This window comes from Bosea sp. NBC_00550 (assembly GCF_026020075.1).
Taxonomy (GTDB): Bacteria; Pseudomonadota; Alphaproteobacteria; order Rhizobiales; family Beijerinckiaceae; genus Allobosea.
The window spans coordinates 5,662,009-5,687,190 of record NZ_CP102772.1 but is presented as its reverse complement, the minus strand read 5'-3'; the positions used below and the strand labels follow the sequence as shown (position 1 = coordinate 5,687,190).

Here is a 25,182-nt window from a genome sequence, read left to right as displayed (position 1 = left end):
AGTCTCGATCGCGCTGAAGCGTGAGGATGGCCATCCCACCGATGGGCTTGGCAGACCCGCGTCCGAAGACTGCCAGTGCGCTCCGCGTATCCCGTGATCGCTCGGGCGATCATCCAGAGTAGTATCTGCGAGGCTTCGCTGGCATGCTGCAGTCCGAAGACTAGGCCGGCTGCGACGACCGGCCCGTCAACACCGCTGGCTCGACTAGGCCGGGGTCCTGGCAGGCGCGGCCAAGCTCGCCCGCCCACACTCCGGCACGCCGCTTGGCTTGGGAGGTTCGATGCTGCCTATAATCTACCCTTCAACTTGGATTATCGCAGATAACAATGTATCTGATTGATAACATGAGACAATTTATGGCGCCTGCAAGTTTTCCCGATCACGCAAGGGGAGAAGGGCGCTCACGAATGTCGCGCCAGGACCCGCTTCACCCCGTCCACCAGTTCGGCCACCGGCACGGCGAACTGCGCCTCGGCCTGCTTGGCCTTGTGCTCGGCGGAATCCTTGACGTCGCGGCTGGCGGCGGCGAGCTCGGCGCCGAGGATCAGGTCCTTGATGACGACGGTGCCGGCCTCGCGCTCCGACGAGCCCTGAATGACGGCGCAGACGGCACCGCGCCGGTCGGCATACTTCATCTGGGCGTTGAAGCCGGAAGAGCCGAGATAGAGGTCGGCGCGCAGCAGCGGCTTGCCGGCCTCGTCCTTCGCCTGCCTGAGCGCCGAGACCATCGCCTGATAGCCCGGCATGAACTCGGGCGACTTGTTGTCCATCGCGGTGACGACGACGAGCGGCAGTTCGTTGCGGCTGTCGACGATGGGCGACTTCACCGCCTTCAGCGCGGAGTAAAGCCGAGAGACGCCGATCGAGAAGCCGGTCGCCGGCACGGGCTCGGGCCGGAAGCGGCCGACGAGGCCGTCATAGCGCCCGCCACCCGCGACCGAGCCGAAGCGCACGACCTGGCCGTCATCGTTGGTGACAGGGAAGGTCAGCTCCACCTCGTAGACCGGGCCGGTATAGTATTCGAGGCCGCGGACGACGGAGGGGTCGATGCGGATGCGGTCGTGATCATAACCTGCACTCGTCACCATTCTCGCGATAGCCATCAGCTCTTCAAAGCCCTCAGCGAACGTTGAGTTCAGCATGAACTGCGAAGATGCCAGGTTCTGAAGGCCGAGAGACTGTCCAACGATGCTCTCAATTTGCTCACCGGTGAACGAGCCAAATTGGTGGTTCAATCTATTAAGAACCGCGCTTAGCAACTCGTCCAATGCTGATGTGCTGAAAAGTTTCAAGAGTGCGTCGGTAGCTTGGTCGCTAAGTCCCGCCCCCTTAGTGAAGTCACCGCTTTCGTCGCGTCTACCTTCGCCAAGTAGGAGGCGAACCCCTTCGTCCCCAAATTTATCGTGCTTATCCAGCGCCCGCAGCACGGTCAGCCGGCGCCCGGCATTCTCCTCGCCGCCCAGCCCGATGGCCTCCATCACGCCGTCGAGCACCTTGCGGTTGTTGACCTTCACGACATAGTCGCCGCGCTTGATGCCGAGCTTTTCCATCGTGTCGGCGGCGAGCATGCAGATCTCCGCATCGCCTGCGACGGTGCCGCTGCCCACGATATCGGCGTCGAACTGCATGAACTGGCGGAAACGACCCGGACCCGGCTTCTCGTTGCGGAAGACGTAACCGACGCGATAGCTGCGATAGGGCTTCGGCAGCGCGTCGAAATTCTCGGCGACATAGCGGGCGAGCGGCGCCGTCAGGTCGTAGCGCAGCGAGAGCCACTGCTCGTCATCGTCCTGGAAGGAGAAGACGCCCTCGTTCGGCCGGTCCTGGTCCGGCAGGAACTTGCCGAGCGCGTCAGTGTACTCGACGAAAGGCGTCTCGACCGGATCGAAGCCATAGACCGAGAAGCTCTCGCGGATGACGGAGAGCATGCGCTCGGTGGCGGCGACATCGGCCGGGCCACGATCGACGAAGCCGCGCGGCTGGCGGGCCTTCAGCTTGGCAGGAGCGGATTTGTCGGCGGAGGACATGGGCGTTCGCAACTCGGAAACGGGTAAGCGTACCCGGAAATGGATAAGCTGGCGGGTTAGACCGTACCGGCCCGACGGGCAAGTCACGCGTCGTCATTCTCGGGCGAAGCGAAGCGCAGACCCGAGAATCTCATGACGAGAAAGCGCGGGAGCGTTCTGCGTCCCGAGATGCTCGGGTCAAGCCCGAGCATGACGCGCAAGGCTACTCCGCCGCGACCAGCGCCGGTTCCCTTAGCGGCCGATCCTCGATCCCAGCCCGCGCCAGCTTCTCCGGCAGCGGACCGCCAGTCGCCCAATCGAGCAGCTCGGCGGTATGCACGACAGGGGTGGTTGCACCCTTGTCGGCGAAGCCCTTGGCGAGCTGGGTCATGCAGCCGATATTGCCGGTCGCGACCAGCATCGGCTTGGTGCGCTCGATATTGCCGATCTTGCGCTCGCGCAGCCTGCCCGCGATCTCGGGCTGGAGGATGTTGTAGACGCCGGCCGAGCCGCAGCAGATATGGCCCTCCGGCACCTCCTTGACCTTGAACCCGGCGCCGGACAGCAGGCGTTTCGGGCCGTCCTTCAACTGCTGGCCGTGCTGCATCGAGCAGGCGGAGTGATAGGCGATCGGCATGGCGACATCGCGGACCGGGACAAGTTCCAGCGTCTCCAGGAACTCGGTGACGTCCTTCGCCAGCGCGGAGACCTTCGCCGCCTTCTCGGCATAAGCCGGCTCGTTGCGGAACATGAAGCCGTAATCCTTGATCGTCGTGCCGCAGCCGCTCGCCGTGATCAGGATGGCGTCCAGCCCCTCGCCATCGACCTCCGACATCCAGGCGTCGATGTTCTTGCGTGCGAAGCCGAGCGCATCATGCTCCTGCCCCATATGGTGGACGAGCGCGCCGCAGCAGCCCTCCCCCTTCGGCAGCACGACCTCCACGCCATGGCGGTTGAGCAGGCGGATCGTCGCCTCGTTGATCGCCGGGTCGAGCACCGGCTGGGCGCAGCCGGAAAGCAGCGCCACGCGTCTCATCCGCGCCGCGGGCGGCGGAAAGCTCTGCGGGCCTTCCATCATGGAGCGTGTCGGCAAACGCGCGGGCGCCAGCGCCAGCATCGCCTTCAGCTTCTGGCCGACGCCCGGCACGAGGCCGAGCAGCGGGGCAAAGGGCTTGGCCGCGAGCGCCGCCAGCATCGCCGCACGGAAACGGTCGGGATAGGGCAGGATCGCCGCCAGCACCTTGCGCAGCAGCCGGTCATGCCAGGAGCGCCGATAGGTCTCCTCGATATGGGCGCGGGCATGGTCGACAAGGTGCATGTAGTGCACGCCCGAGGGGCAGGTCGTCATGCAGGAGAGGCAGGAGAGGCAACGGTCGATGTGCTTCACCACCTCGGCGGTGGCCGGCTTGCCGTTCTCCAGCATGTCCTTGATCAGGTAGATGCGCCCGCGCGGGGAATCGAGTTCGTCGCCGAGCAGGAGATAGGTCGGGCAGGTCGCGGTGCAGAAGCCGCAATGAACGCAGGTCCGCAGGATCTTCTCCGAGGCCGGCATGCGCGGATCGGAGGCGAGACGCTCTGGGCTGAAATTGGTCTGCATCGCTCAAGCTCCGCCTTGCCAGGCTTTGATCCAGTCCATCGGCCAGAGCAGCATGATGACGTTGAGGGTGAGGTTGTCGCGGATCAGCCAGCCGACGATCAGCTCCATCGCCAGCGCGCTCGTCACCGTCAGCCAGACCGGCGCCAGCCGGGCGATGATGAAACCAAGCACCATCGAGAGGATGTCGCTGACCGAGTTCAGCACGCTGTCGCCGTAATAGTCGAGCGAGATCGTCGCCGAGCGGTAGTGGTTGATCACCGCATCGGTGTTCTCGGTGATCTCCCAGGCGCTCTCGACGATGATGGACAGCAGCAGCGCGAGGCCAAACGAGATCGGCAGGCCGGTGAGACGGCGGATCAGCCAGAACAGGCCGTAGAACAGGAAGCCGTGGATGATGTGCGAGAAGGTGTACCAGTCCGTGATGTGCTGGGAGTTCTCGGAGGACATCACCGTGCCCTGCCAGAGCTTGATATTCCCGCATTTGCAGATCGGCTCGCGCCCCATCCAGAGCAGGATGCCCGCCGCCACGGCGATCAGCAGCGCAGCCAGCAGGACGAGCGCTACGGGCCCGAGGCGATTGGGCGCCCAGCTCCTGCGCGCGGACGGTGCCCCGGAAGAAAGCGATTCAGCAAGCGCCATCAGATCCCCGCATACATCCGGCCGGGCTCGAAGATGCCGGCCGGGTCGAAGCTCTTCTTGATGCCGGCCGTGACCCGCATCAGCGGCGCGGCCAGCGGCTGGAACACGTCGACAACGGCACGCACCGCATCGGGCGCGCGCACCAGCGTGGCATGGCCGCCGAACGGCTTCAGCGCGTCGCGGATCGCTGCCGCGCCGGCATCGCCGTCCGCAGAGGTGGCGAGCCAGACCAGCCCGCCGCCCCAATCGTAGAACCAGCGCGCGTCCGGCATCGTGCGGGCGATCGCAGCCACCGCCTTCGGCCCGTTCGTCGGCGCGAGCGAGAGTCGCCACACGGCCTCCGTCGTTCCAGCGAAGACGCCGGCGTCGCGGATATCGCTCCAAAGCTCGGTCGGCTCCGCTCCCTCCAGACGATCCGGCAGGCCGTATTCGCCGAGCATCAACAGCGCGAGCTCGCCGGCGCGGTATTCGATCGAGTCCGAGAAGTTCTCCAGCCTCAGCAGCGTTTGCGCGGCCTCGCCTGCGAGACTTGCCGGCAGATGGGCAGCCGCCATCGGCTCGAAAGGCGAGCCCAGCGCCTTCGCAAGCAGCGCGATGCCCTGCTCGTCCGAGAGGCCGGACCATCGCAGCGTGACGATGCGCTCCGGCTTCGGCAGCACGCGGAAGGTGACCTCGGTGAGGAAGCCGAGCGTGCCGTGGCTGCCGGAAACGAGCTTCACCAGGTCGAGGCCGGTGACGTTCTTCATCACCCGCCCGCCGGATTTGATCATCTCGCCGCGGCCGTTGATCAGGCGGATGCCGATCAGGGAATCCCGCGCGGCGCCTGCATTGATCCGGCGCGGCCCGGATATATTGCAGGCCGCGACGGCGCCGATCGTCGGCTCGCCCTCGGTGCCGAAGAGCGCGCGATGATCCATCGGCTCGAAGGGCAGCATCTGGCCGCGCTCGGCGAGCGTCTCCTGCACCAACGCGAGCGGCGTGCCGGCCCGGGCGGCGATGACCATCTCGGCCGGCTCATAGAGCGTGATGCCGGTGAGGCCAGCACTGGACAAGGTGCTTTCCGCCTGGGCCGGCCGCCCAAGGCCTGCGCGCGTGCCGCCGCCGCGCAAGGTGAGAGGCACGCGGGAATCGATCACGGATTTCACGACGGCGCAGGCCTGCGCCTCGGTGGTGGGAGTGTGGATGGTCACGACCAAGCTCCGCCGTCATTCCGGGGCACGCCGAAGGCGTGAGCCCGGAACCCAGAACCGATGCCATTCGGGAGTGAAACAGCACGATTTCGCCAGGGTAACGATTGCAGACATCGGTTCTGGGTTCCGGGCTCAGCGCTTCGCGCTGCCCCGGAATGACCGTGGAGGCTTATTGCGCCAGAAGCGGGTAGAGATCGCTCCAAAGCGGATTCTGTTCTTCGATCAACCTGACTTTCCAGTCGCGACGCCACTTCTTGATGTCCTTTTCGCGGTCGATCGCATCGGCGGCCGTCGCATGCTCCTCGTACCAAACCAGCCTGTCGACGCCGTATTTGCGGGAGAAGCCACGGTAAGCCTTGGTCTTGTGCTCGTGAACACGCCGAGCGAGATCGCGGGTCACGCCGAGATAGAGGGTTCCATGCTGGCCGCTCGCAAGCAGGTAGACGTGAAAGGGCAACAACATCCTCCCTCGTCATTCCGGGGCGCCGTGAAGCGGCGAGCCCGGAACCCAGAACCGATGCCGCCCGACAATGAAGCGGATCGACCTGACCAAGACAACGATACCCCGCATCGGCTCTGGGTTCCGGGCTCTTCGCTGCGCGAAGCCCCGGAATGACGGAGAGGTTCGTCACGCCGCCACCCTGCCTTCCAGCGGGAACACCTTCGCGGGGTTGAGCAGCCAGCGCTCGTCGAAGACTGCCCTCACCCGCATCTGCTGCGCCAGGTCCTCCGGATTGAACTGGAAGGTCATCAGGTCGCGCTTCTCGATGCCGACGCCGTGCTCGCCGGTGAGGCAGCCGCCGACCTCGACGCAGAGCTTGAGGATGTCCATGCCGGCATCCTCCGCCTTCTGCGCCTCGACCGGGTCATTGCAGTTGTACAGGATGAGCGGGTGAAGGTTGCCGTCGCCGGCGTGGAAGACGTTGGCGACGCGCAGGCCGTAGCTCTTCACGATCTCCGCCATGCGCTTGAGCACATAGGGCAATTGCCCGGTCGGGATGGTGCCGTCCATGCAGATGTAGTCCGCGATGCGGCCGGTCGCGCCGAAGGCTGATTTGCGGCCCTTCCAGATCGCCGCGGTCTCCATCGCCGATTTCGATTCCTTGACGGTGGCGACCCCGTGCTCGCGGGCGATGGCGACGATGCGGGCGAGCTGGGCGTCCATCTCGTCATCCGAGCCCTCGACCTCGATGATCAGCAGCGCCTCGACATCCATCGGGTAGCCGGCCTTGGCGAAGGCCTCGCAGATCTCGATCGCCGGCTTGTCCATGAACTCCATCGCGACCGGAATGATGCCGGCGCCGATGATCGCGGCGACGGCCGCGCCCGCCTGCTCGCTGGTCGGGAAGCCGAAGAGGACGGGCCGTGCGCCTTCCGCCGTGCGCAGGATGCGCACCGTCGCTTCGGTGATGATGCCGAGCTGGCCTTCCGAGCCGTTGATCAGGCCGAGCAGGTCGTAGCCCGGCGAATCGAGGTGGCTGCCGCCGATCTCGACGATGCTGCCGTCGAGCATGACGAGGGTGACGCCGAGCACGTTGTTGGTCGTCACGCCGTATTTCAGGCAGTGGGCGCCGCCGGAGTTCATGCCGATATTGCCGCCGATCGAACAGGCGAGCTGCGAGGACGGATCGGGCGCGTAGAAGAAGCCATCGGCCGAGACCGCGCCGGTGACGGCGAGATTGGTGACGCCGGCCTGCACCTTCGCGAAGCGGTTGGCGTAATCGATCTCGAGGATGCGGTTCATCTTCGAGACGCCGATGACGATGGCATCTTCCTGCGGGATCGCGCCGCCGGCGAGCGAGGTGCCGGCACCACGCGGCACCACCGGCACGCCCTGTTCGGAGCAATAGCGCAGCACGGCCGCAACCTCCTGCGTGGTCGAGGGCAGCACGACGGCCAGCGGCATGCGGCGATAGGCGGTGAGCGCGTCGGTCTCGTACGGCCTGCGCTCGTCATCGCTGGTGATCAGCGCCTGCGGCGCGACGAGCCCGGCGAGGCCTGCGATGATCGATTCGCGGCGGGCGAGGATGCCGGCATCCGGCACCGGAAAAGCTATCGCGCTCATCTCTCCCTCCCATCTCCGCGGCGCGGACGCGCCGCACATCGACACTCTCTGTGCGCGGCAGATTAGACCAATTCAATGCCTCTTGCAGCGTGCGCATAAAGCCAGCCATTATTTCCGAAATGGAAAAGGTGGGGCGCTGATGGACCGGTTCGGCGATCTCGACGTGTTCGCGCATGTCGTCACGACCAAGAGCATGTCGGCGGCCGGGCGCCAGCTCAACCTGTCGCCGGCCGTGATCTCCAAGCGCATCCGCCGGCTGGAGGAGCGGCTCGACGTGCGCTTGCTCCAGCGTACGACCCGCCAGCTCGCACTGACGGAAGCCGGACAGGGCTTCTACGAGCGCGTCGTCTCGATCCTGTCCTCGATCGAGGAGGCCGAGGCCTGGGTGGCGAGCGGCGCGGGGCAAGTGCGGGGCACGCTACGGGTTTCGGCCCCGACCTCGTTCGGCCGGATGCATGTCGCGCCGCATCTGAAACGCTTCCTCGACGCCAACCCGCTGGTGACGGTCGACCTCGTGCTCAGCGACGCCTTCGTCGATGTCGTCGGGGAGGGTTTCGACCTCGCGATCCGGATCGCCGACCTGCAGGATTCGAGCCTCGTCGCGAAGCGGCTCGCGCCGAACCATCGCGTCCTCTGCGCCACGCCGGGCTATCTCGCCGCCCATGGCACGCCAAGCGAGATCGGCGATCTCGGCCGCCACACCCTGATCGCCCACAATGCCGACCACTGGCGGCTCGACGGGCCGGAGGGGCCGGTCTCGGTCCGGGTCAACGGCCCTTTGCGCACCAATTCGAGCGAGGTCGTGCGCGAGGCACTGCTGGCGGGCGTCGGCATCGCGCTGCGCTCGACCTGGGATGTCGGGCCGGAGCTGAAATCGGGGGCTTTGCAGCGCGTGCTGCCGGCCTATGCGGTGGGCTCGCGTGTCGCGGTCTATGCGGTCTATCCGAGCCGCCGACATCTCGAGCAGAAGGTGCGCGCCTTCGTCGACTATCTCGGCGAGCTCTACGGCGCCACGCCCTATTGGGATGCGGGGCTTGCGCTTTAGACGCTTGCCGGATCGAGATCGAGCCGTACCGTCATGCTCGGGCTTGACCCGGGCATCTCAAGACAAGAGATCTGCTCTTTCTGCCTGAGATTCGCGGGTCTACGCTTCGCTTCGCCCGAGAATGACGACCCGGCAGCAAGGGAGGAATGACATGTTCGGCGTGCTCGAAGGCACGGGGGTTTCGGTCCTCGATCCGCGTTTCCACCGCGTCATTCCCGGCTCGGCCCGGGTCGAGCGGCTCTGGACAGGCGCACGCTGGTCGGAGGGGCCGGCCTGGTTTCCGGCGCACAACTCGCTTGTCTGGTCCGACATTCCGAACGACCGGATGCTGCGCTACGACGCCTTTTCGGGCCAGACGGCGGTCTTCCGCCAACCGGCGCGCAACTCAAACGGCAACACCGTCGACACGCAGGGCCGGCTCGTCACCTGCGAGCATGGCGGGCGGCAGGTGACGCGCACCGAGCATGACGGCTCGATCACGGTGCTGGCCAGCCATTTCGGCGGCAAGCGCCTGAACTCGCCAAACGATGTGGTGGTGAAATCGGACGGTTCGATCTGGTTCACCGATCCCGATTACGGCATCCTCAGCGACTACGAGGGCGACAAGTCGCCGAGCGAGATCGGCACCTGCAACGTCTACCGCATCGACGGGCGGACCGGCGAGATCGCGATCGTCGCCGACGATTTCGTCAAGCCCAACGGCCTCGCCTTCTCGCCGGACGAGAGCATCCTCTACATCGCCGATACCGGCGCGAGCCATGATCCCGAGAACGGGCCGCGCCACATCCGCGCCGTCACTGTCGAGGCTGATGGCGAGACGCTCGGCGCCTCAAAAGTCTTCGCGACCTGCACGGCGGGGCTGTTCGACGGCTTCCGCTTGGACATCGAGGGCCGGATCTGGACGAGCGCGACCGATGGCGTCCACATCTACCACCCGGACGGCACGCTGATCGGCAAGGTCGCGATCCCCGAGATCGTCGCCAATGTCTGCTGGGGCGGGCCGAAGCTCAACCGCCTGTTCATCTGCGGCACGACCTCGCTCTATGCGGTGATGACGCACACGAACGGAGCGATGAGGCCCTAGGGCGCACTGCGTTGTCATGGAAACGCGGGTCATCCCGGCCGCAGCGAAGCGGAGAGCCGGGATCCATGCCTGAACCTTGACCGGAAGCGCTCTGGCATGGATCCCGGGTCAAGCCCGGGATGACCACGCGTTTCGGTGAAAAACGAGGATACTCTGACCGGCGTCAGGCCAGCGGGTCGCGGCGCTATACGTCCCGCCCGACATAGTCGGCAACGTCGTTCATACGCTTGAGCGTGCGCCAGTAGATGTCCTCCATCAGGAGATGGGCGAACTCGCCGTTGCGGCCGATGCTGTAGAGGCCGGCGACGCCGGTGCTGCGTGCGAAATCCTGGCGGCGCTGCTCATAGGCGCCGAGATAGACCGGATAGGCGAAGGGCGTCTTCAGCATGCCGCCGGGGCCGACATAGCGGCTGCGCAGATGCGGATAGATGCGGCAGAGTCCTTCGAGACAGGCCTCGGCCAGCTTCTCGTCGGACATCGTCCACCAGGCGTCGCCGACCTCGCAGCCGATGTCGAAGGTCAGTTGCGTGCGCCCCTCCGGCGCGAGCCAGGGCATCGAGAAAGGCGCTTCCGTCACGCGGAAGAAGGGCTGCGTGCGATCCGGCACCCACAGCATCGTGTCGGGCAGCAGGTTGCGGCCCTCGAAGCGCAGGTTGACGAAGATCATCGGGCGGTAGCGGAAGCTGCGCAGCTCGTCGAGCGCGTCGGTGCCCTCGACGAGATTGGGCAGGATATGGACCGGCGCCGTGCTGATGACGGCGGAGACGCCGATCTCGCGGCCGTTGACCTTCACAGCGGCGACCTTGCCGTTCTCGACGAAGACGCGCTCGACCTTCGATTCCAGCGCGATGCTGTCACTGAGGTGGGCCACGGTCGGCTCCAGCAGCTTGGCGACGCCGCCTTCCGGATAGACGTGGTAGACGCGCGGGCTCTCCGGCATCTCATGCGAATAGCCGTTGCAGACCGCCCTGCCCGAGAGGCGCGAGGCCGCCTTCAGATAGAAGGTCTTCATCACCCCGGCGGCGAGCTTGTTGCCGACGGCAGGCGAAAGCTCGCTCGCCGGCGCGCCCGACCAGGCCTCGGCGAGCGGGATCGCGACATCCTCGGCCAGCGCTTCGCCATAGGCGTTGCGGAACCAGTCGGCGGCGTTCTGGACGGGCTGGGGATTGAGACGTGCCGACACGGCGCTGACGGCGTATCGCGGCGAAAGCGCCAGGCCGAAGGGGTAGCTGTAGCTTTTCTGGCCGAGCGCGACCGCCTCGCCGTAGTGATGGACCGTTCGCGAGACGGAGCTGGCGCCCATCGCATCGGCCAGCCGGTTGCTGACGAAATGCGCGCCGAAATCATAGGTGTAGCCATCGGCGTCCTTGAAGGAGGATGCCATGCCGCCGACCGCCTTGCCGCTTTCGAAGACGGTGGCGCGCAGGCCCCGGCGCTCGATGTCGAAGGCGGCCGTCAGGCCGGCGATGCCGGCACCGATGATCGCGACGGGCTTGGCAAAGCGGCGCCACACGCTGGGCGACTGGACGGCGATGTTCATGGAGATCGCTCCGTATCCGTCGAAGCAAGTCGACGGCCATGACTTAACAGGAGCGAGTGAATTCGGATTTGCACCGAACTCGCAATGAAGGAGATGAAGTATAATGGATTGTTAAGCTTACCCCGCGTGGACCGTCAGCGCGGTGGCGCGCTCTTGATGCGGGTCAGGACGAGCGGCATCGCCAGCCCGATGATGACGAAGCGAACGAGATGGTGGGCGCCGACATAGAGCGTGTCGAGGCTCATGGCGAAGGCGAGCATCGCCATCGCCTCCAGCCCGCCCGGCGCGAAGGCCGCCATGCCGCTGGCATAGGAGACGCCCGCGAGCCAGGCGGCCGGCCAGGCGAAGAGGAAGGCGACGCCGATCGAGACCGCAAAGCCGCCGATGGCGAGCGGAAACAGGCCCCTGAGCTCGTTGCGCGGGATATGGGCGATGCGCCCGCCCATGGTCGAGCCGAGCAGGATCTGCACGGCGATCTGGATCGGCATGGGCAGCGAGCCCTCGACCATCCCGCTGCCATGCAGGAAGGAGCTGGCGAAGGTCGCGCCGAACATCAGCGGTGCCGCCATGCCGAGGCGCTCGAAAACGAGGCCGAGCACGAGCCCAGCCATCGTCACGCCGAGCATGGTCGAGGCGCCGACCGACAGGACATCGGGAACGGGCATCCCAGCCGATGCGCCAGTGAGTTGCATCACGCTGGGCAGCAGCGCCACCAGCACGAGCAGCCGGAAGAGCTGGACGACCGAGATGCGGCCGATATTCGCGCCTTTGGCCTGCGCCACTGCAAGCACGGTGGAGAGCGCACCGGGCGCGGCGGCCAGCAGCGCATCGATCCAGGGCCAGCGCGCGACATGGCGCAGATAAGCGCCGGTCGCGAACATGATAGCGGCGACACCGAGCAGAAGGATAGCCAGCGAGGCCGGATAGCGCGCCGCAGCGGCCAGGGCATCCGGGGTGGCAGCGGAGCCGAGGATCGTGCCGGAGAGCACCATGGTCGCATCGAACCAGGGACGCCGCAGCGTCGGCAGCGGGCGCAGCAGCGCCACGATCGCGCTCAGCAACATCGAGCCCGAGAGCCACGCCGCGGGCATGCCCAGCAGTGCGAAAGCGCCTCCTCCCGCCGCGGCCAGCGCTATGACCAGGATCTCCCGCCAGAGGATCGTCAGCCGGGTCGATGGGTAGCCGAACGGTTTCATCATGCTCCGGGCGCGCCGGAGGAAGGCGGCGCCCGCCGTTCATGGCGGCGGGCTCCCAAGTGGTCAACCGGTCAGGAGCGTCTCTGGAACAGAGCCGCCCTGTGCCTGCGGCAGGGGTCGTGTCAGGCTGCCGTCAGCGCCTTCTGCAGGCGTGCGACAGCCTCGACCAGATCGGACGACTTGCGCGCGAAGCACAGGCGCAGGCCGGTCTCACCACCGGGGCCAAAGGCCGTGCCGGGCGCAAGGCCGACATTGGCGGTGTCGACCAGATCGAGCGCGAGCTTGCGGGAATCCTCGCGACCATCGACCGAGAAGAACTGGTAGAAGGCGCCGACGGGCGCAGTGAGGGTGACCCGGTTCGTGGCCTTCAGGCCCTCGAAGATGATACGGCGGCCTTCCGCGGCGCGCGCGATCTGCTCGGCGACGAAGCCCTCGCCCTCGTCGAGCGCAGCCACGGCGCCGCGCTGCACGAAAACCGGCGAGCCGGAGGTCGAGTACTGGATCAGGTTCTCGATGACCTGGCCGAAAGCTTCCGGCGCCTCGATCCAGCCGATGCGCCAGCCGGTCATCGCCCAGTTCTTGGAGAAGGTCTGGACGAAGACGACACGGTCCTCGGCATCCATGATGTCGTGGAAGGACGATGCACGCTCCGAACCGTCATAGACGAAGCGGCCATAGATTTCGTCGGCGACGATCCACAGGCCGTGCTTGCGCGAGAGCGCGAGCAGCGCCTCCTGCTCGGCCCGTGTCGCGGTCCAGCCGGTCGGGTTGGAGGGCGAGTTGATCAGGATGCCGCGCGTCTTCGGCGTGATCGCGGCGGCGAGCTTGTCGAGATCGAGCGTGAAGCGGCCCTGGGCGTAGTCCATCGGCACGCAGACGGCGCGCGCGCCGGCGACGGAGACCGCTGCGCCGAAATTGGGCCAGGCCGGCGTCGGAATGATGAGCTCGTCGCCGGGGCCGGCGATCATGCGGACCGCGATCTGGACCGACTGCATGCCCGAGCCGGTGACGAAGAAGCGCTCCGGCGAGAAGCTTTGGCCGTAGAGGCGCTCATGATAGCGCGCCAGCGCCTCGCGCAGCTCGGGAATGCCGCGCTGCCAGGTGTAGAAGGTCTCGCCCGCCGCCAGCGAGCGCGCCGCCGTCTCGCTGATGAAGGACGGAGTGGGCAGATCGCCCTCCCCGACCCAGAGCGGGATCAGGCCCGGCCGCAGCCGGCCGTAGTTCATGACCTCGACGATCCCGCTTTCCGGCGCGTTGCGCGCTTCGGGCCGAAGCTCGGCGACCAGGGTGCTGCCGGGCAGGACGGTGGTGTTCATGGGGCTTCGACCTCGCGAAATTCGATGCCCTCCTTTAGCCGATCGCGGCGCCGGCTGGCATGAAATCGCGAGATCAGGTCAATCGGCGCCGGTGATGAATCAGCGCCTCCCAACCACCCGCCTCAGACGGCCTTCTGCTTCAGGAGATCGCGAATCTCGGTCAGGAGTGCGACATCGGCGGGGGTTGCCGCGGGCGTCGCCGGCGCCGCTTCCGCCTTGCGCTTGAGCTGGTTGATGCCCTTGACCACGAGGAAGAGGACGAAGGCGATGATCACGAAGTTGATCGCGACCGTGACGAAGTTGCCGTAGGCCAGCACGGCGCCCTGCTTCTTCGCTTCGTCGAGCACAGGGGCCGTGACGGCACGGTTGAGGCCGAAGAAGTAGTTCGAGAAATCGACGCCGCCGAGAGCGCCGATGAACGGCATGATGATATCCTGGACGAGGGAGTCTACGATCCTGCCGAAGGATGCGCCGATGACCACGCCGATGGCGAGATCCATGACATTGCCCTTCAGTGCGAATTCCTTGAATTCCTTCAGCATGCTGTACCCCTAAGCTAGTCGACGAGCTTCCCCATCAGCCGATATCGGACGCTAGACCAACCCGCTGGACCAGGGAAAGCCTGAATACCCGCGAAAACAGCGTCGATTGCGGCTTTTGCGACAAAGAGCTGGGGATGACTTGCGCCAATGTCTTATGGCGGGGGCCGGAGGCGTCCGATAAAATGTCACAAAGCTCGAAGCGGAAGCTTATTTCGAAGCGAAGGTTCATGGCGCCCGAACTCCGGCCCCTCTCGCGCATCCCAGCGCCACGGATCGCACCATGATCCCCACGTGGTCCGTCATCCTGGTCGCGCTGGCCTATCTGTGCGGGCTGTTCGCCGTCGCCCATATCGCCGACACCTCCGGCCGCAAGCTGATGACCGGCCGGGCGCGCACCACGATCTATGCGCTGGCGCTCGGCGTCTATTGCACGTCCTGGACCTTCTACGGCTCGGTCGGCTTCGCCAATCGCGCCGGCTTCGACTTCCTCGGCATCTATGTCGGGCCGATCCTCGTCATCGGCCTCGGCCATCGCTTCGTCGGGCGCATCGTCAGCATCGCCAAGTCGCAGAACATCACCTCGATCGCCGATTTCGTCGGCGCGCGCTACGGCAAGAGCGAGCGCGTGGCGGCGCTGGTCTGCATCGTCGCCGTGATCGGCGCGCTGCCCTACATCGCATTGCAGTTGAAGGCCGTCGCCAATTCGCTGTCGGTCTTCCTTACCGCGACCGGCGGGCACATGCTGATGCCGGGCGTGCCCCTGCTGAGCGACCTGCCGTTTCTGGTGGCGATCGTGCTCGCCGGTTTCGCCTGCGCCTTCGGCACGCGCCATATCGACGCCACCGAGCATCAGGACGGGCTCGTGCTCGCGATCGCGGTCGAGTCGCTGATCAAGCTCGTCGCCTTCCTCGTTCTCGGCTTCTTCATCGTCTACGGGCTGTTCGGCGGGCCGGGCGACCTGCTCTCCCAGGCCGCCAAGCCGCCGTCCGGCATGCCGCCGATCTGGGAGCGGACATCGAGCTGGCCGAACTTCCTGACGCTGACCCTGCTGTCGAGCTGTGCGGCGCTGCTGCTGGCGCGCCAGTTCCACATGACGATCGTCGAGAACCGCGACGTCCGCGACGTGCGGCGGGCGGCCTGGATGTTCCCGCTCTATCTCGTGCTGATCAACCTGTTCGTGCTGCCGCTGGCGGCGGCCGGCGAGATCCTCATCCCCGGCAGCGGCATCGACCGCGACATGACCGTCCTGCTGCTGCCGCTGCAGCGCGAAGCCGGGGTGATCGCGCTCCTCGTCTTCGTCGGTGGGCTCTCGGCGGCGACGGCGATGGTGATCGTCGCCTCCGTCGCGCTCGCGATCATGATCTCGAACCATATCGTCATGCCCCTGCTGCTCCGCGGGCGGCGCACGCTGAGCGATCCCAGCCGCGCGGGCCGGCGGTTCAACCGCAGCAGCGATGGAAACGGCAGCACCGGCGGCGATCTCGGCTCCCAGGTCGTAATCATCCGCCGCCTCGGCATCTTCCTCGTGATCCTGCTCGGCTATGTCTATTACCGTGCCTCGGGCGAGGCGGCGCTGGTCTCCATCGGCCTGCTGTCCTTCGCGGCGACGGCGCAGATCGCGCCGGCCTTCTTCGGCGGGCTGCTCTGGCGACGGGGGACTGCGCTCGGCGCCGTGGCGGGGCTGACGATCGGCACGCTGGTCTGGGCCTATACGCTGCTGATGCCGAGCCTCGCTTTGCCCGGCGGCTGGTGGAGCGAGATCATCGCGAACGGCCCGTTCGGCGCCGAAAGCCTGAGGCCCGAAGCGCTGTTCGGCCTGGATTGGCCGGCGCTGCCGCATGGCGTGTTCTGGAGCCTCGGGCTCAACATCCTCGCCTATATCGGCTTCTCATTGCTGAGGCCCGCCAATGCGATGGAGCGCCTGCAGGCGAACGCCTTCGTCGAATCCCAGCCGGCGACGATGGCGCAGTCCTTCTCGCTCTGGCGGACCAGCGTCACCGAGGGCGAGCTGCAGTCGACCATTGCGCGCTATCTCGGCCAGGAGCGCACCGAGCGCGCCTTCGACGGCTTCAATACCGGCCGCGGCGAAACCACCGAACCCGGCCGCGACGCCGATATCCACCTGTTGCGCTTCGGCGAGCATCTGCTCTCCTCGGCGATCGGCGCGGCCTCCTCGCGCCTCGTGCTCTCGCTGCTGCTGAAGCGCCGCAACCTCTCGACCGAGGCCGCCTTCAAGCTGCTCGACGACGCCTCGGCCGCGCTCCAGTACAATCGCGACATCCTGCAGCACGGCCTCGACCATGCCGGCCAGGGCATCACGGTGCTCGACCGCGATCTGAGGCTGCTCGCCTGGAACCAGGCCTTCATCCAGCTCTACGACCTGCCGCCCTCGCTGGTGCGTTTCGGCACGGGGCTCGACGAGATCGTGCGCTTCAACGCGGCGCGCGGCGCCTATGGCGACGGCGCGCAGGACGATCTGATGGCGGCGCGGCTGGAGAGCTTCGTCAACGACCGCGAGCCGGTCCGCCTCAAGCTCTTTCCCTCGAAGAAGGTGATCGAGGTCCGAACCAACGCCCTGCCGGATGGCGGCTTCGTCACGACCTATACCGACATCACCGAGACCGTCGCCGGCGAGGAGGAACTCGAACGCGCCAATGAGAGCCTCGAGAAGCGCGTCGCCGAGCGCACCGAGGAGCTGCTGCATGTCAATGCCGAGCTGCAGCGCGCCAAGGCCGAGGCGGAAGCCGCCAACGCCTCGAAGACGCGCTTCCTCGCTGCCGCGAGTCACGACATCCTGCAACCGCTCAACGCGGCACGGCTCTACGCGACCTCGCTGGTCGAGCGAGACCGCACGGCAGGCCACCCGGACCTCGCCGAGAACATCGACGCCTCGCTCGACGCCGTCGAGGAAATCCTGACCGCGCTGCTCGAGATCTCGCGCCTCGACGGCGGAGCACTCAAGCCGGAACTGTCCTCCTTCCGGCTCGACGAGCTGATGCGCCAGCTCCAGCGCGAGTTCGAGCCCAGCGCCCAGGAGAAGGGGCTCAAGCTCGTATTCATGCCGACCAGCCTGACGCTGCGCTCGGACCGGCGCCTGCTGCGCCGGCTGCTGCAGAACCTGATCTCGAACGCGATCAAGTACACGCCGAACGGCAAGGTGCTGATCGGCTGCCGGCGACGGGGCAATCAGGTCGCCGTCGAGGTCATCGATACCGGTCTCGGCATTCCCCAGAGCAAGCAGAAGACGGTGTTCCGTGAATTCCAGCGGCTCGACCAGGGCGCCAAGGTGGCGCGCGGGCTCGGACTCGGGCTTTCCATCGTCCAGCGCATCGCGCGTGCGCTCGACCATGGGCTGACGCTCGATTCGGCGCCGGGGCGCGGCTCGCGCTTCTCGGTGCTGGTGCCGCGCGCCGCGCCGCTGCCCGCGATGGCGACCGGCGCCGCGCCGCGCAATGCCCCGGCCGGGCAGCTCGCCGGGATGCGGCTGCTCGTCATCGACAACGAGCCCGCCATTCTCGACGGCATGAAGCGCCTGCTCGAAGGCTGGGGCTGCCAGGTCACGATCGCGCCGGGGCTGGACGAGGCGCTGCCGCATGTCGGGAGCAAGGGCGAGGCCGACGTGCTGATCGCCGACTATCATCTCGACCACGGCAACGGGCTGACAGCCATCACCGCCCTGCGCGCACGGGCCCGGACGCCGATGCCGGCGATCCTGCTCACCGCCGACCGGACGCCGCATGTCCGCGAAGCCGCGAGCGCGCTCGATGTCTATCTGCTCAACAAGCCGCTGAAGCCTGCGGCGCTGCGCGCCCTGCTGGCGCAATGGCGCGCGACAAGGCTGGCGGCCGAATAACCGGGTTCAGACTGCCGTCGAGGCGGCGCTGCGCATCGCTTCTTCGGAGGCAATGAAAGCCACCACTTCCGGGCTCGGCTCGGGGCTTGTCGCGGCGACGCCGATCTCGCCCAGGATTCGGGCCACCGGGACATAAGCGCGGGCACGGTTGTCGTAGAGCGCCGCCCGGACCAGCGCGACCGCCGCGACGATCTCCCTGCCGTCGCTCCCATGCATCAGCATACGATGCTGCATCACGAGCCAGTTCTCGCTCCAGCACAGGATCCTGGTTTCCAGCCGGAACGGCCGGAACAGGCGCATCTCGCGCCGGAAGCGGATGGTGCCGGCATTGACGACGGGCAGCCAGCCATGGCGCAGCACCGCCCGCCACAGCCCGCTGCGCAGCATCAGATCAAGCCGGCCGAGATCCATCAGCGACCAGTAGCGGCCATTGTTCATGTGCAGGCTGGTGTCGAGATCGTGGAACCAGACCCGGAAGGGCAGGATGGAGGCTTGCCGCGGCAGCGCGAGCTTTGGCCGGAAGCGCGTCGTCAGCAGGAGCCAGATCAGCCGGAACCAGAGATTCATGGGGAGCGCCGCCAGGACAGGTCGATGGGTTGCGGCTTCCATGTCATGGAGACGTCGGCGCTGTCGATCATGCTATCGTCTGTCCCATCGTTTCCAGCCGCGGAACCCGGAGCCGGCCTCTTGCCCAGCCTTCATGTTTCCCCGCTATCCAGGCTCAGCGAGACCGTCGCCGCCGTCCGCGCCCGCCATCTCGTGACCCTGATCAATGTCGGCTCCGTCGTCGAGCGCCCTGCCGGCATCGCGGAGAGCCGCCATCTCTTTCTCGGCATGTCCGACATCAACCAGCCCCTGGACGGCCATGTCCTCGCCGGCCAGGACCATATCGGGCGCTTCCTCGCCTTCGTGCGGAATTGGGACCGTGAGGCGCCGATGGTGATCCATTGTTGGGCAGGCATCAGCCGCTCCACCGCCGCCGCCTATATCGCGGCCTGCGCCATCAGCCCCGAGCGCGACGAGGAGGAGGTTGCCGACGCATTGCGGACCGCCGCCCCTTCGGCGACGCCTAATGTCAGGCTTGTCGCTCTCGCCGATGCAACGCTTGGCCGCGATGGCCGGATGATCCGCGCGATCGAGCGAATCGGACGCGGCGCCGATGCGTTCGAGGGCACGCCTTTCGCGATGCCGCTGACCTGAACGGGCCGTTCGGCCTGCGCATATTCCTGCAACGCCACGCCACGCTTGCTGCGGATAGAAGCGCGTCGGCTCGATATCGGCGCAGAAGATTGCTTGCATCGCGTGAATTTTGCGACGATGCATCACGCGGGAGGTTTCTACCGTGACCATGACGATCGAGCTCGATTCACGCGACCGCTCCATCCTGCGGATTCTCCAGCAGGATGGCCGCATCACCAATTCCGACCTCGCCGAGAAGGTGCATCTCTCGCCCTCGGCCTGCCTGCGGCGCGTGCGACAGCTCGAGGAAAGCGGCCTGATCCGCGGCTATGCGATGATGCTCGACGACAAGATCGCGGGCTTCCCCGGCACGGCCTTCGTCTTCGTCACGCTGGACCAGCAGGGCCGCGCCTCGCTGGAGAGCTTCGAGCAGGCCGTGCAGAGCCTGCCGGAAATCCTGGAATGCCACCTGCTCGCCGGCGCGCACGACTATCTGATGCGGGTGATCTATCGCGACAGCGCCGATTTCGAGCGCATCCACACCGACATCATCACGCAGCTGCCGGGCGTCACCCGCGTGCAGTCGACGCTGACGCTGCGCACGATCAAGAAGACGTCCGCGCTGCCGGTCTGAATCCGGCGGCTATTGTAAATTCGCGTTTCCAAGAACCACCCGGTCATTCCGAGGCTTCGCGTCAGCGAAGAGCCCGGAACCCATGAACACCGGTTGGACGGGTAAGCTCGCCGATCGACAGCACCATCTGATCTGCCGTCGTGTTCATGGCTTCCGGGCTCGGGCCTGCGGCCCACCCCGGAATGACGGCCTAGTTCCGTGTCAAACCGACGGTCGCTCGATCCATTCCCGGGTTGCGGCGGAGCGCGCTCCGGCCGATAAGCTTGCCGCAAAGAGGAATCGGGTCCGTGAGCCAAGACAAAACGCAAGACAACTCCAATGCCGATGTCGCGGCCCTGCCCTTCGAGGCTGCGATGAAGGAGCTCGAAGGCATCGTTGCGCGGCTGGAGCGCGGCGACGTGCCGCTCGAGGAATCGATCGCGATCTACACGCGCGGCGAGGCGCTGAAGGTGCGTTGCGACGCACTTCTGAAGCAGGCCGAAGCCCGTATCGAGCGCATCACGCTCGGCGCCGACGGCAAGCCGACGGGTACCACGCCGCTCGACGTCGACAACTAAACGCGGCCCGAGGCGCGGCTTCCACGCGGGCGCCTCGACATTGCGCGCCCGCCAACGGCCGGTTGCAACCTGCCGGCTTGCCCGGCGGCCCGAACGGGATCAGGCTTCGGCCTGACCAAGGAGGCCGCCATGTCGCAACTGCCCGCCGATGATCCGATCCTGGGCGATGCCCGCTCCTGCGAGGCGATCGAAAAGGTGATCGTGCCACGCACGCATGATCTCGGCGGCTTCCAGGTCCGGCGCGCCTTGCCGGCGATCGGCCAGCGCATGGTCGGCCCGTTCATCTTCTTCGACCAGATGGGGCCGGCCGAATTCCATCTCGGCGAGGGGCTCGACGTTCGTCCGCACCCGCATATCGGGCTCTCGACCGTCACCTATCTCTTCGACGGCGAGATCATGCATCGCGACTCGCTCGGCACGGCGCTCGCCATCAAGCCCGGCGCGGTCAACCTGATGACGGCCGGGCGCGGCATCGTCCATTCCGAGCGTACCGGAATGGAAGCCCGAGCCACCGGCCCGAAGCTCTACGGCATCCAGGCTTGGCTCGCCTTGCCGAAGACGCATGAGGAGGTCGCGCCGGAATTCGTGCATCACGGCGCGCCCGAACTGCCGAGGATCGTCGAAGGCGGAAAGCGGATCAGCCTGATCATGGGCTCGGCCTATGGCCAGACCTCGCCGGTGAAGTTTCCCTGGGACGCGCTCTATGCCGAGGCCGTGCTGTCGCCGGGCGCGATCCTGCCGCTCGACCCCGACTATGGCGAGCGCGCGATCTACATCGTCTCGGGCAAGGTCGACATCGCCGGCGAGGAATTCGGCGCCGGCCAGCTCCTCGTCTTCAAGCCGGGCGACCGCATCTCGATCCTCGCCATCGACCAGAGCCGGGTGATGATCGTCGGCGGCGAGCCGATGGACGGGCCGCGCCATATCTGGTGGAACTTCGTCTCCTCATCGAAGGAACGCATCGAACAAGCCAAGGATGAGTGGAAAACCGGCCGCTTCGATACCGTCCCCGGCGACGAGAGCGAGTTCATCCCGCTGCCCGAGGGCTGAAACAGTCGGCCTTTTACACCAACCGATGGCTTATGCGCCGTCATTCCGGGGCGATCAGAAGGATCGAGCCCGGAACCCAGAACCGACGCCCCTTCCAAGAAGGACGCGGTGGGGCCATCGCTCGAACTCATAGCCGCATCGGTTCTGGGTTCCAGGCTCAGGCCTGCGGCCTGCCCCGGAATGACGGCAGAGGATGCGCCACAGGCTCAGGCCGCCTCGGAAATGTCCCGTAGGCGCGGGACCCGCGAAAAGCCGATCACGAGCAATTGGATCAGGAAACCTGCGGTCGCCAGGGCAAGACAGGCCGAGATGCCGAGATGCGCCGCCACGGAGGCGCCAATCGCGGCGCCCACCGGCCGCGCGCCAAAGGTCGCCGTCATGATCAGGGCCGACACGCGGCCGAGCATCGCGTTGGGGGTCACCGCCTGCCGCAATGTCATCGTCGAGATCGTCCAGATGATCGGCCCGACGCCGAACAGGAAGAAGCTCGCGCCGACCAGATAAACCGACGGAACCCAGAGCGTCGCGAGCATCACGCCGGCCGCGCAGAGGCCGGCGAATGGTCCGAGCAGGATCAGCGTCCCGAAGGAAACCTGCCGTGCGATGGCGGGCGCGAGGACGGCGCCGACGATCATGCCCGCGCCGTAGATGCCGAGGGTCACGCCAACCTGGGTCGCGCTGAGGCCGAGATTCTGAATGGCATAGGCGACGTAGACCGCCTGGAAGATGAACCAGGAGATATTGAAGAAGACCGCCGTCATCAGGATCGGCCTGAGCAGGTCGTGGCCGGCGACGAAACGCGCGCCCTCCTTCAGATCATCGAGCAGGTCGCGCCGCGGGCCGGACGGCGCTTCATCCTTTGGTAGACCGGCCAGCAGGAGCGCGGCGAGGATCGAGAGCCCGGCGGCGAGGCCATAGGCCGTCGATACGCCGATCCATCCGACGAGCGCCCCGCCGAGCGCAGGGCCGCCGGCATAGGCGGCGCTGCGCGCCAGCTCCAGCCAGCGATTGGCGTCGGCAAGCCGCGCGCGGGGCACCACGGAGGGAACGAAGGCCGGCGCCGCCACGCTGTAGCAGACCGTGCCGATGGCGCCGAGCGCGCCGAGCACGGCGAGCCAGGTCAGGTTGAGGCTGCCCGCGGCAAGCAGCAGCGGGATCGCCAGCAAGGACACCGCGCGCAACGCTTCCGTGCCGACCATGAGCCGGCGCCGCGAGGCGCGATCGACCATCAGCCCGGCGGGAATGGACAGCAGGAGAAAGGGCAAGGTCTGCGCCGTCTGCAGCCAGCCTGTCTCGGCCGGCCCGGCCGCGAGCAGGAGAACCGCGGCCAGAGGTGCCGCGGCCAGCGCAATCTGCTCCGAGAACTGTGCGAAGAGATTGGACCAGCCGATGCGTCTGAATGCCGCCGGCAGCGGTGTGGTATCGGTCTGTTGCATCGAACGGTGTCCTCGAAAACGGTCTGCGGACACTGAAACGCCTTGCCGGCACCGGAACCACCCGTTTCGTGGGAAGAGGAGGACACCCTTCGGGAATCAAAATGGAATCCCGCCCCCCGTTTGCCAGCGCGCCGCGCAGGCTCTATTTCCAGATCGTCTCAGCGAAGGATCAGACACCCTCGTGCCCCGCCCCGCCACGCCGCTCCTCGACACGATCCACGACTCCGCCGATCTGCGGGCGCTCGACGATGCACAGCTTCGACAGGTCGCCGACGAGCTGCGGCTGGAGACGATCGACGCCGTTTCCGTGACGGGCGGGCATCTCGGCGCGGGGCTCGGCGTGGTCGAACTGACCGTCGCGCTGCACCATGTCTTCGACACGCCGCGCGACCGGCTGATCTGGGATGTCGGCCACCAGGCCTATCCGCACAAGATCCTGACCGGGCGGCGCGAGCGCATCCGCACGCTGCGCCAGCCGGGCGGGCTCTCCGGCTTCACCAAGCGCTCCGAGAGCGCCTACGACCCGTTCGGCGCCGCCCATTCCTCGACCTCGATCTCGGCCGGGCTCGGCATGGCCGTCGGGCGCGATCTCAAGGGCGAGGGCAACAATGTCATCGCCGTGATCGGCGACGGCGCGATGTCGGCCGGCATGGCCTATGAGGCGATGAACAATGCCGGCGCGCTCGGCTCGCGCCTGATCGTCATCCTCAACGACAACGACATGTCGATCGCCCCCCCGGTCGGCGCGATGTCGGCTTATCTCGCGCGGCTCGTCTCGGGCCGGACCTATCGCTCGCTGCGCGAGGTCGCCAAGCAGCTCGCCGAGAGGCTGCCGCGCTTCTTCCACGACAAGGCCAAGCGCACCGAAGAATACGCCCGCGGTTTCTGGACGGGCGGGACGATGTTCGAGGAGCTCGGCTTCTACTATGTCGGGCCGATCGACGGGCATAATCTCGACCATCTGCTGCCGGTGCTGCGCAATGTCCGCGACGCCGGCAACGGGCCGATCCTCGTCCATGTCGTGACGCAGAAGGGCAAGGGCTATGCCCCGGCCGAGGCCAGCGCCGACAAATATCACGGCGTCGTCAAGTTCGACCCCATCACCGGCCTGCAGGCCAAGGCCCCGGCGAATGCGCCGAGCTATACCGGCGTCTTCGCCAATGCCCTGATGAAGGAGGCGCGGGAGGACGACAAGATCGTCGCCGTCACCGCCGCCATGCCATCCGGCACCGGGCTCGATGCCTTCGGGAAGGAATTCCCCGGCCGCACCTTCGATGTCGGGATCGCCGAGCAGCACGCGGTGACCTTCGCGGCCGGGCTCGCCACCGAAGGCTACAAGCCCTTCGTCGCGATCTACTCGACCTTCATGCAGCGCGCCTACGACCAGATCGTCCATGACGTGGCGATCCAGAAGCTGCCGGTGCGCTTCGCGCTCGACCGGGCCGGGCTCGTCGGCGCCGATGGCGCGACCCATGCCGGCTCCTTCGACGTCGCCTATCTCGCCTGCCTGCCGGACATGGTGGTGATGGCCGCGGCCGACGAAGCGGAGCTGACCCATATGGTCGCGACCGCCGCAGCCTATGACGAAGGGCCGATCGCCTTCCGCTATCCGCGCGGCGAGGGCGTCGGCGTCGAAATTCCCGACGTCGGCATGCCCCTGGAGATCGGCAAGGGCCGCATCGTGCGGGAGGGAACGCGGATCGCGTTGCTCTCGCTCGGCACGCGCCTCGCCGAAGCGTTGAAGGCGGCCGATCTGCTGGCGCAGCGCGGGCTTTCGACCACGGTCGCGGATGCGCGCTTCGCCAAGCCGCTCGACGAGTCGCTGATCCTTAAGCTCGCCCGCGAGCACGAGATCCTGATCACGATCGAGGAAGGCTCGGTCGGCGGCTTCGGCAGCCATGTGCTGCATCTGCTCGCCCGCAACGGCGCGCTCGATACCGGCTTGAAGGTGCGGACGCTGACACTGCCGGACGTCTTCCAGGATCATGACAAGCCGGACGCGATGTATGCCGCCGCTGGGCTCGACGCCGGCGGCATCGTCGCTGCCGTCGATGGCGCGCTCGGAGCGCCAAGCGTCGTCAAGCGCGCCTGATTCAGGCCGACAGCCATGGCAGTGGTCTCGCCCCCTTCAGCCCTCATCCTGAGGAGCGATCCGGAGGATCGCGTCTCGAAGGATGCTCCAGGAAACTCCGGAACCATCTGGAGCATCCTTCGAGACGCCATTTCTGGCGAAATGGCTCCTCAGGATGAGGG

21 protein-coding genes are annotated in these 25,182 nt (G+C 66.7%); 8 read left to right on the top strand and 13 right to left on the bottom strand.

The window, feature by feature from the left end; translation table 11 throughout:
* Positions 1-401: 401 nt before the first annotated feature.
* The 6 genes from hisS to NWE53_RS26975 form a co-directional block, all read right to left on the bottom strand.
* Positions 402-2,027 (bottom strand): histidine--tRNA ligase, encoded by a 1,626-nt coding sequence (gene hisS / locus NWE53_RS27000; RefSeq protein WP_265052364.1) that lies wholly within the window; start codon positions 2,025-2,027, stop codon positions 402-404.
* Positions 2,028-2,229: 202 nt separating this feature from the next.
* On the bottom strand, positions 2,230-3,603 hold the full coding sequence (glcF, locus tag NWE53_RS26995) for a glycolate oxidase subunit GlcF (RefSeq protein WP_265052363.1): 1,374 nt from the start codon (positions 3,601-3,603) through the stop codon (positions 2,230-2,232).
* 3 nt (positions 3,604-3,606) lie between these two features.
* Positions 3,607-4,242: a DUF2585 domain-containing protein gene (locus NWE53_RS26990; protein WP_265052362.1), complete on the bottom strand. Its 636-nt coding sequence runs from the start codon at positions 4,240-4,242 to the stop codon at positions 3,607-3,609.
* Complete coding sequence (gene glcE / locus NWE53_RS26985; RefSeq protein WP_265052361.1) at positions 4,242-5,432, bottom strand: glycolate oxidase subunit GlcE; 1,191 nt, start codon at positions 5,430-5,432, stop codon at positions 4,242-4,244. Before glcE ends, NWE53_RS26990 begins: the two co-directional genes overlap by 1 nt.
* Before the next feature lie 169 nt (positions 5,433-5,601).
* Positions 5,602-5,889 carry a GIY-YIG nuclease family protein gene (locus NWE53_RS26980; RefSeq protein WP_265052360.1) on the bottom strand — a complete coding sequence of 96 codons (288 nt, stop codon included), beginning with the start codon at positions 5,887-5,889 and terminating at the stop codon, positions 5,602-5,604.
* A 171-nt stretch (positions 5,890-6,060) separates the two neighbouring features.
* Positions 6,061-7,497: an FAD-linked oxidase C-terminal domain-containing protein gene (locus NWE53_RS26975; RefSeq protein WP_265052359.1), complete on the bottom strand. Its 1,437-nt coding sequence runs from the start codon at positions 7,495-7,497 to the stop codon at positions 6,061-6,063.
* 139 nt (positions 7,498-7,636) lie between these two features.
* Between NWE53_RS26975 and NWE53_RS26970 the strand changes: the two genes are divergently transcribed.
* Together NWE53_RS26970 and NWE53_RS26965 are read left to right on the top strand one after the other, a co-directional pair.
* Positions 7,637-8,542: a LysR family transcriptional regulator gene (locus NWE53_RS26970; RefSeq protein WP_265052358.1), complete on the top strand. Its 906-nt coding sequence runs from the start codon at positions 7,637-7,639 to the stop codon at positions 8,540-8,542.
* Between the two features lie 151 nt (positions 8,543-8,693).
* The gene (locus NWE53_RS26965; RefSeq protein ID WP_265052357.1) at positions 8,694-9,626 is read left to right on the top strand and encodes an SMP-30/gluconolactonase/LRE family protein; all 933 of its coding nucleotides are present in this window, start codon (positions 8,694-8,696) and stop codon (positions 9,624-9,626) included.
* Between the two features lie 184 nt (positions 9,627-9,810).
* Here the strand turns inward: NWE53_RS26965 and NWE53_RS26960 are convergent, their stop codons facing one another.
* The 5 genes from NWE53_RS26960 to NWE53_RS26940 all read right to left on the bottom strand — a co-directional run bounded on the left by NWE53_RS26960 (position 9,811) and on the right by NWE53_RS26940 (position 14,449).
* Complete coding sequence (locus NWE53_RS26960) at positions 9,811-11,166, bottom strand: protoporphyrinogen/coproporphyrinogen oxidase (protein ID WP_265052356.1); 1,356 nt, start codon at positions 11,164-11,166, stop codon at positions 9,811-9,813.
* Between the two features lie 134 nt (positions 11,167-11,300).
* Complete coding sequence (locus NWE53_RS26955; RefSeq protein ID WP_265052355.1) at positions 11,301-12,365, bottom strand: AbrB family transcriptional regulator; 1,065 nt, start codon at positions 12,363-12,365, stop codon at positions 11,301-11,303.
* Positions 12,366-12,484: 119 nt separating this feature from the next.
* Positions 12,485-13,678, bottom strand: a complete 1,194-nt coding sequence (locus NWE53_RS26950; protein WP_265052354.1) for a pyridoxal phosphate-dependent aminotransferase — start codon at positions 13,676-13,678, stop codon at positions 12,485-12,487.
* A 122-nt stretch (positions 13,679-13,800) separates the two neighbouring features.
* Positions 13,801-14,220, bottom strand: a complete 420-nt coding sequence (gene mscL, locus NWE53_RS26945; protein ID WP_265052353.1) for a large conductance mechanosensitive channel protein MscL — start codon at positions 14,218-14,220, stop codon at positions 13,801-13,803.
* 34 nt (positions 14,221-14,254) lie between these two features.
* On the bottom strand, positions 14,255-14,449 hold the full coding sequence (locus NWE53_RS26940) for a hypothetical protein (RefSeq protein ID WP_265052352.1): 195 nt from the start codon (positions 14,447-14,449) through the stop codon (positions 14,255-14,257).
* A gap of 51 nt (positions 14,450-14,500) precedes the next feature.
* On the opposite strand from NWE53_RS26940, the gene NWE53_RS26935 reads away from it, so the two are divergent.
* Positions 14,501-18,073 carry a PAS domain-containing hybrid sensor histidine kinase/response regulator gene (locus NWE53_RS26935; RefSeq protein WP_265052351.1) on the top strand — a complete coding sequence of 1,191 codons (3,573 nt, stop codon included), beginning with the start codon at positions 14,501-14,503 and terminating at the stop codon, positions 18,071-18,073.
* A 6-nt stretch (positions 18,074-18,079) separates the two neighbouring features.
* Here the strand turns inward: NWE53_RS26935 and NWE53_RS26930 are convergent, their stop codons facing one another.
* Entirely contained in the window at positions 18,080-18,640 is a 561-nt protein-coding gene (locus NWE53_RS26930; RefSeq protein ID WP_265052350.1) for a thioesterase family protein, read from the bottom strand.
* A gap of 120 nt (positions 18,641-18,760) precedes the next feature.
* On the opposite strand from NWE53_RS26930, the gene NWE53_RS26925 reads away from it, so the two are divergent.
* The 4 genes from NWE53_RS26925 to NWE53_RS26910 all read left to right on the top strand — a co-directional run bounded on the left by NWE53_RS26925 (position 18,761) and on the right by NWE53_RS26910 (position 21,493).
* Positions 18,761-19,273, top strand: coding sequence for a tyrosine phosphatase family protein (locus NWE53_RS26925; protein WP_265052349.1), 513 nt, complete (start codon positions 18,761-18,763; stop codon positions 19,271-19,273).
* A 148-nt stretch (positions 19,274-19,421) separates the two neighbouring features.
* A complete protein-coding gene (locus NWE53_RS26920) occupies positions 19,422-19,886 on the top strand; it encodes an Lrp/AsnC family transcriptional regulator (protein WP_173049670.1) in 465 nt (154 codons plus the stop codon).
* 287 nt (positions 19,887-20,173) lie between these two features.
* Complete coding sequence (locus NWE53_RS26915) at positions 20,174-20,443, top strand: exodeoxyribonuclease VII small subunit (protein ID WP_265052348.1); 270 nt, start codon at positions 20,174-20,176, stop codon at positions 20,441-20,443.
* Between the two features lie 129 nt (positions 20,444-20,572).
* On the top strand, positions 20,573-21,493 hold the full coding sequence (locus NWE53_RS26910; protein WP_265052347.1) for a pirin family protein: 921 nt from the start codon (positions 20,573-20,575) through the stop codon (positions 21,491-21,493).
* 206 nt (positions 21,494-21,699) lie between these two features.
* Here NWE53_RS26910 and NWE53_RS26905 read toward each other — a convergent pair whose 3' ends face one another.
* A complete protein-coding gene (locus NWE53_RS26905; RefSeq protein ID WP_265052346.1) occupies positions 21,700-22,929 on the bottom strand; it encodes an MFS transporter in 1,230 nt (409 codons plus the stop codon).
* 181 nt (positions 22,930-23,110) lie between these two features.
* On the opposite strand from NWE53_RS26905, the gene dxs reads away from it, so the two are divergent.
* On the top strand, positions 23,111-25,021 hold the full coding sequence (gene dxs / locus NWE53_RS26900) for a 1-deoxy-D-xylulose-5-phosphate synthase (protein ID WP_265052345.1): 1,911 nt from the start codon (positions 23,111-23,113) through the stop codon (positions 25,019-25,021).
* Positions 25,022-25,182: the final 161 nt, after the last annotated feature.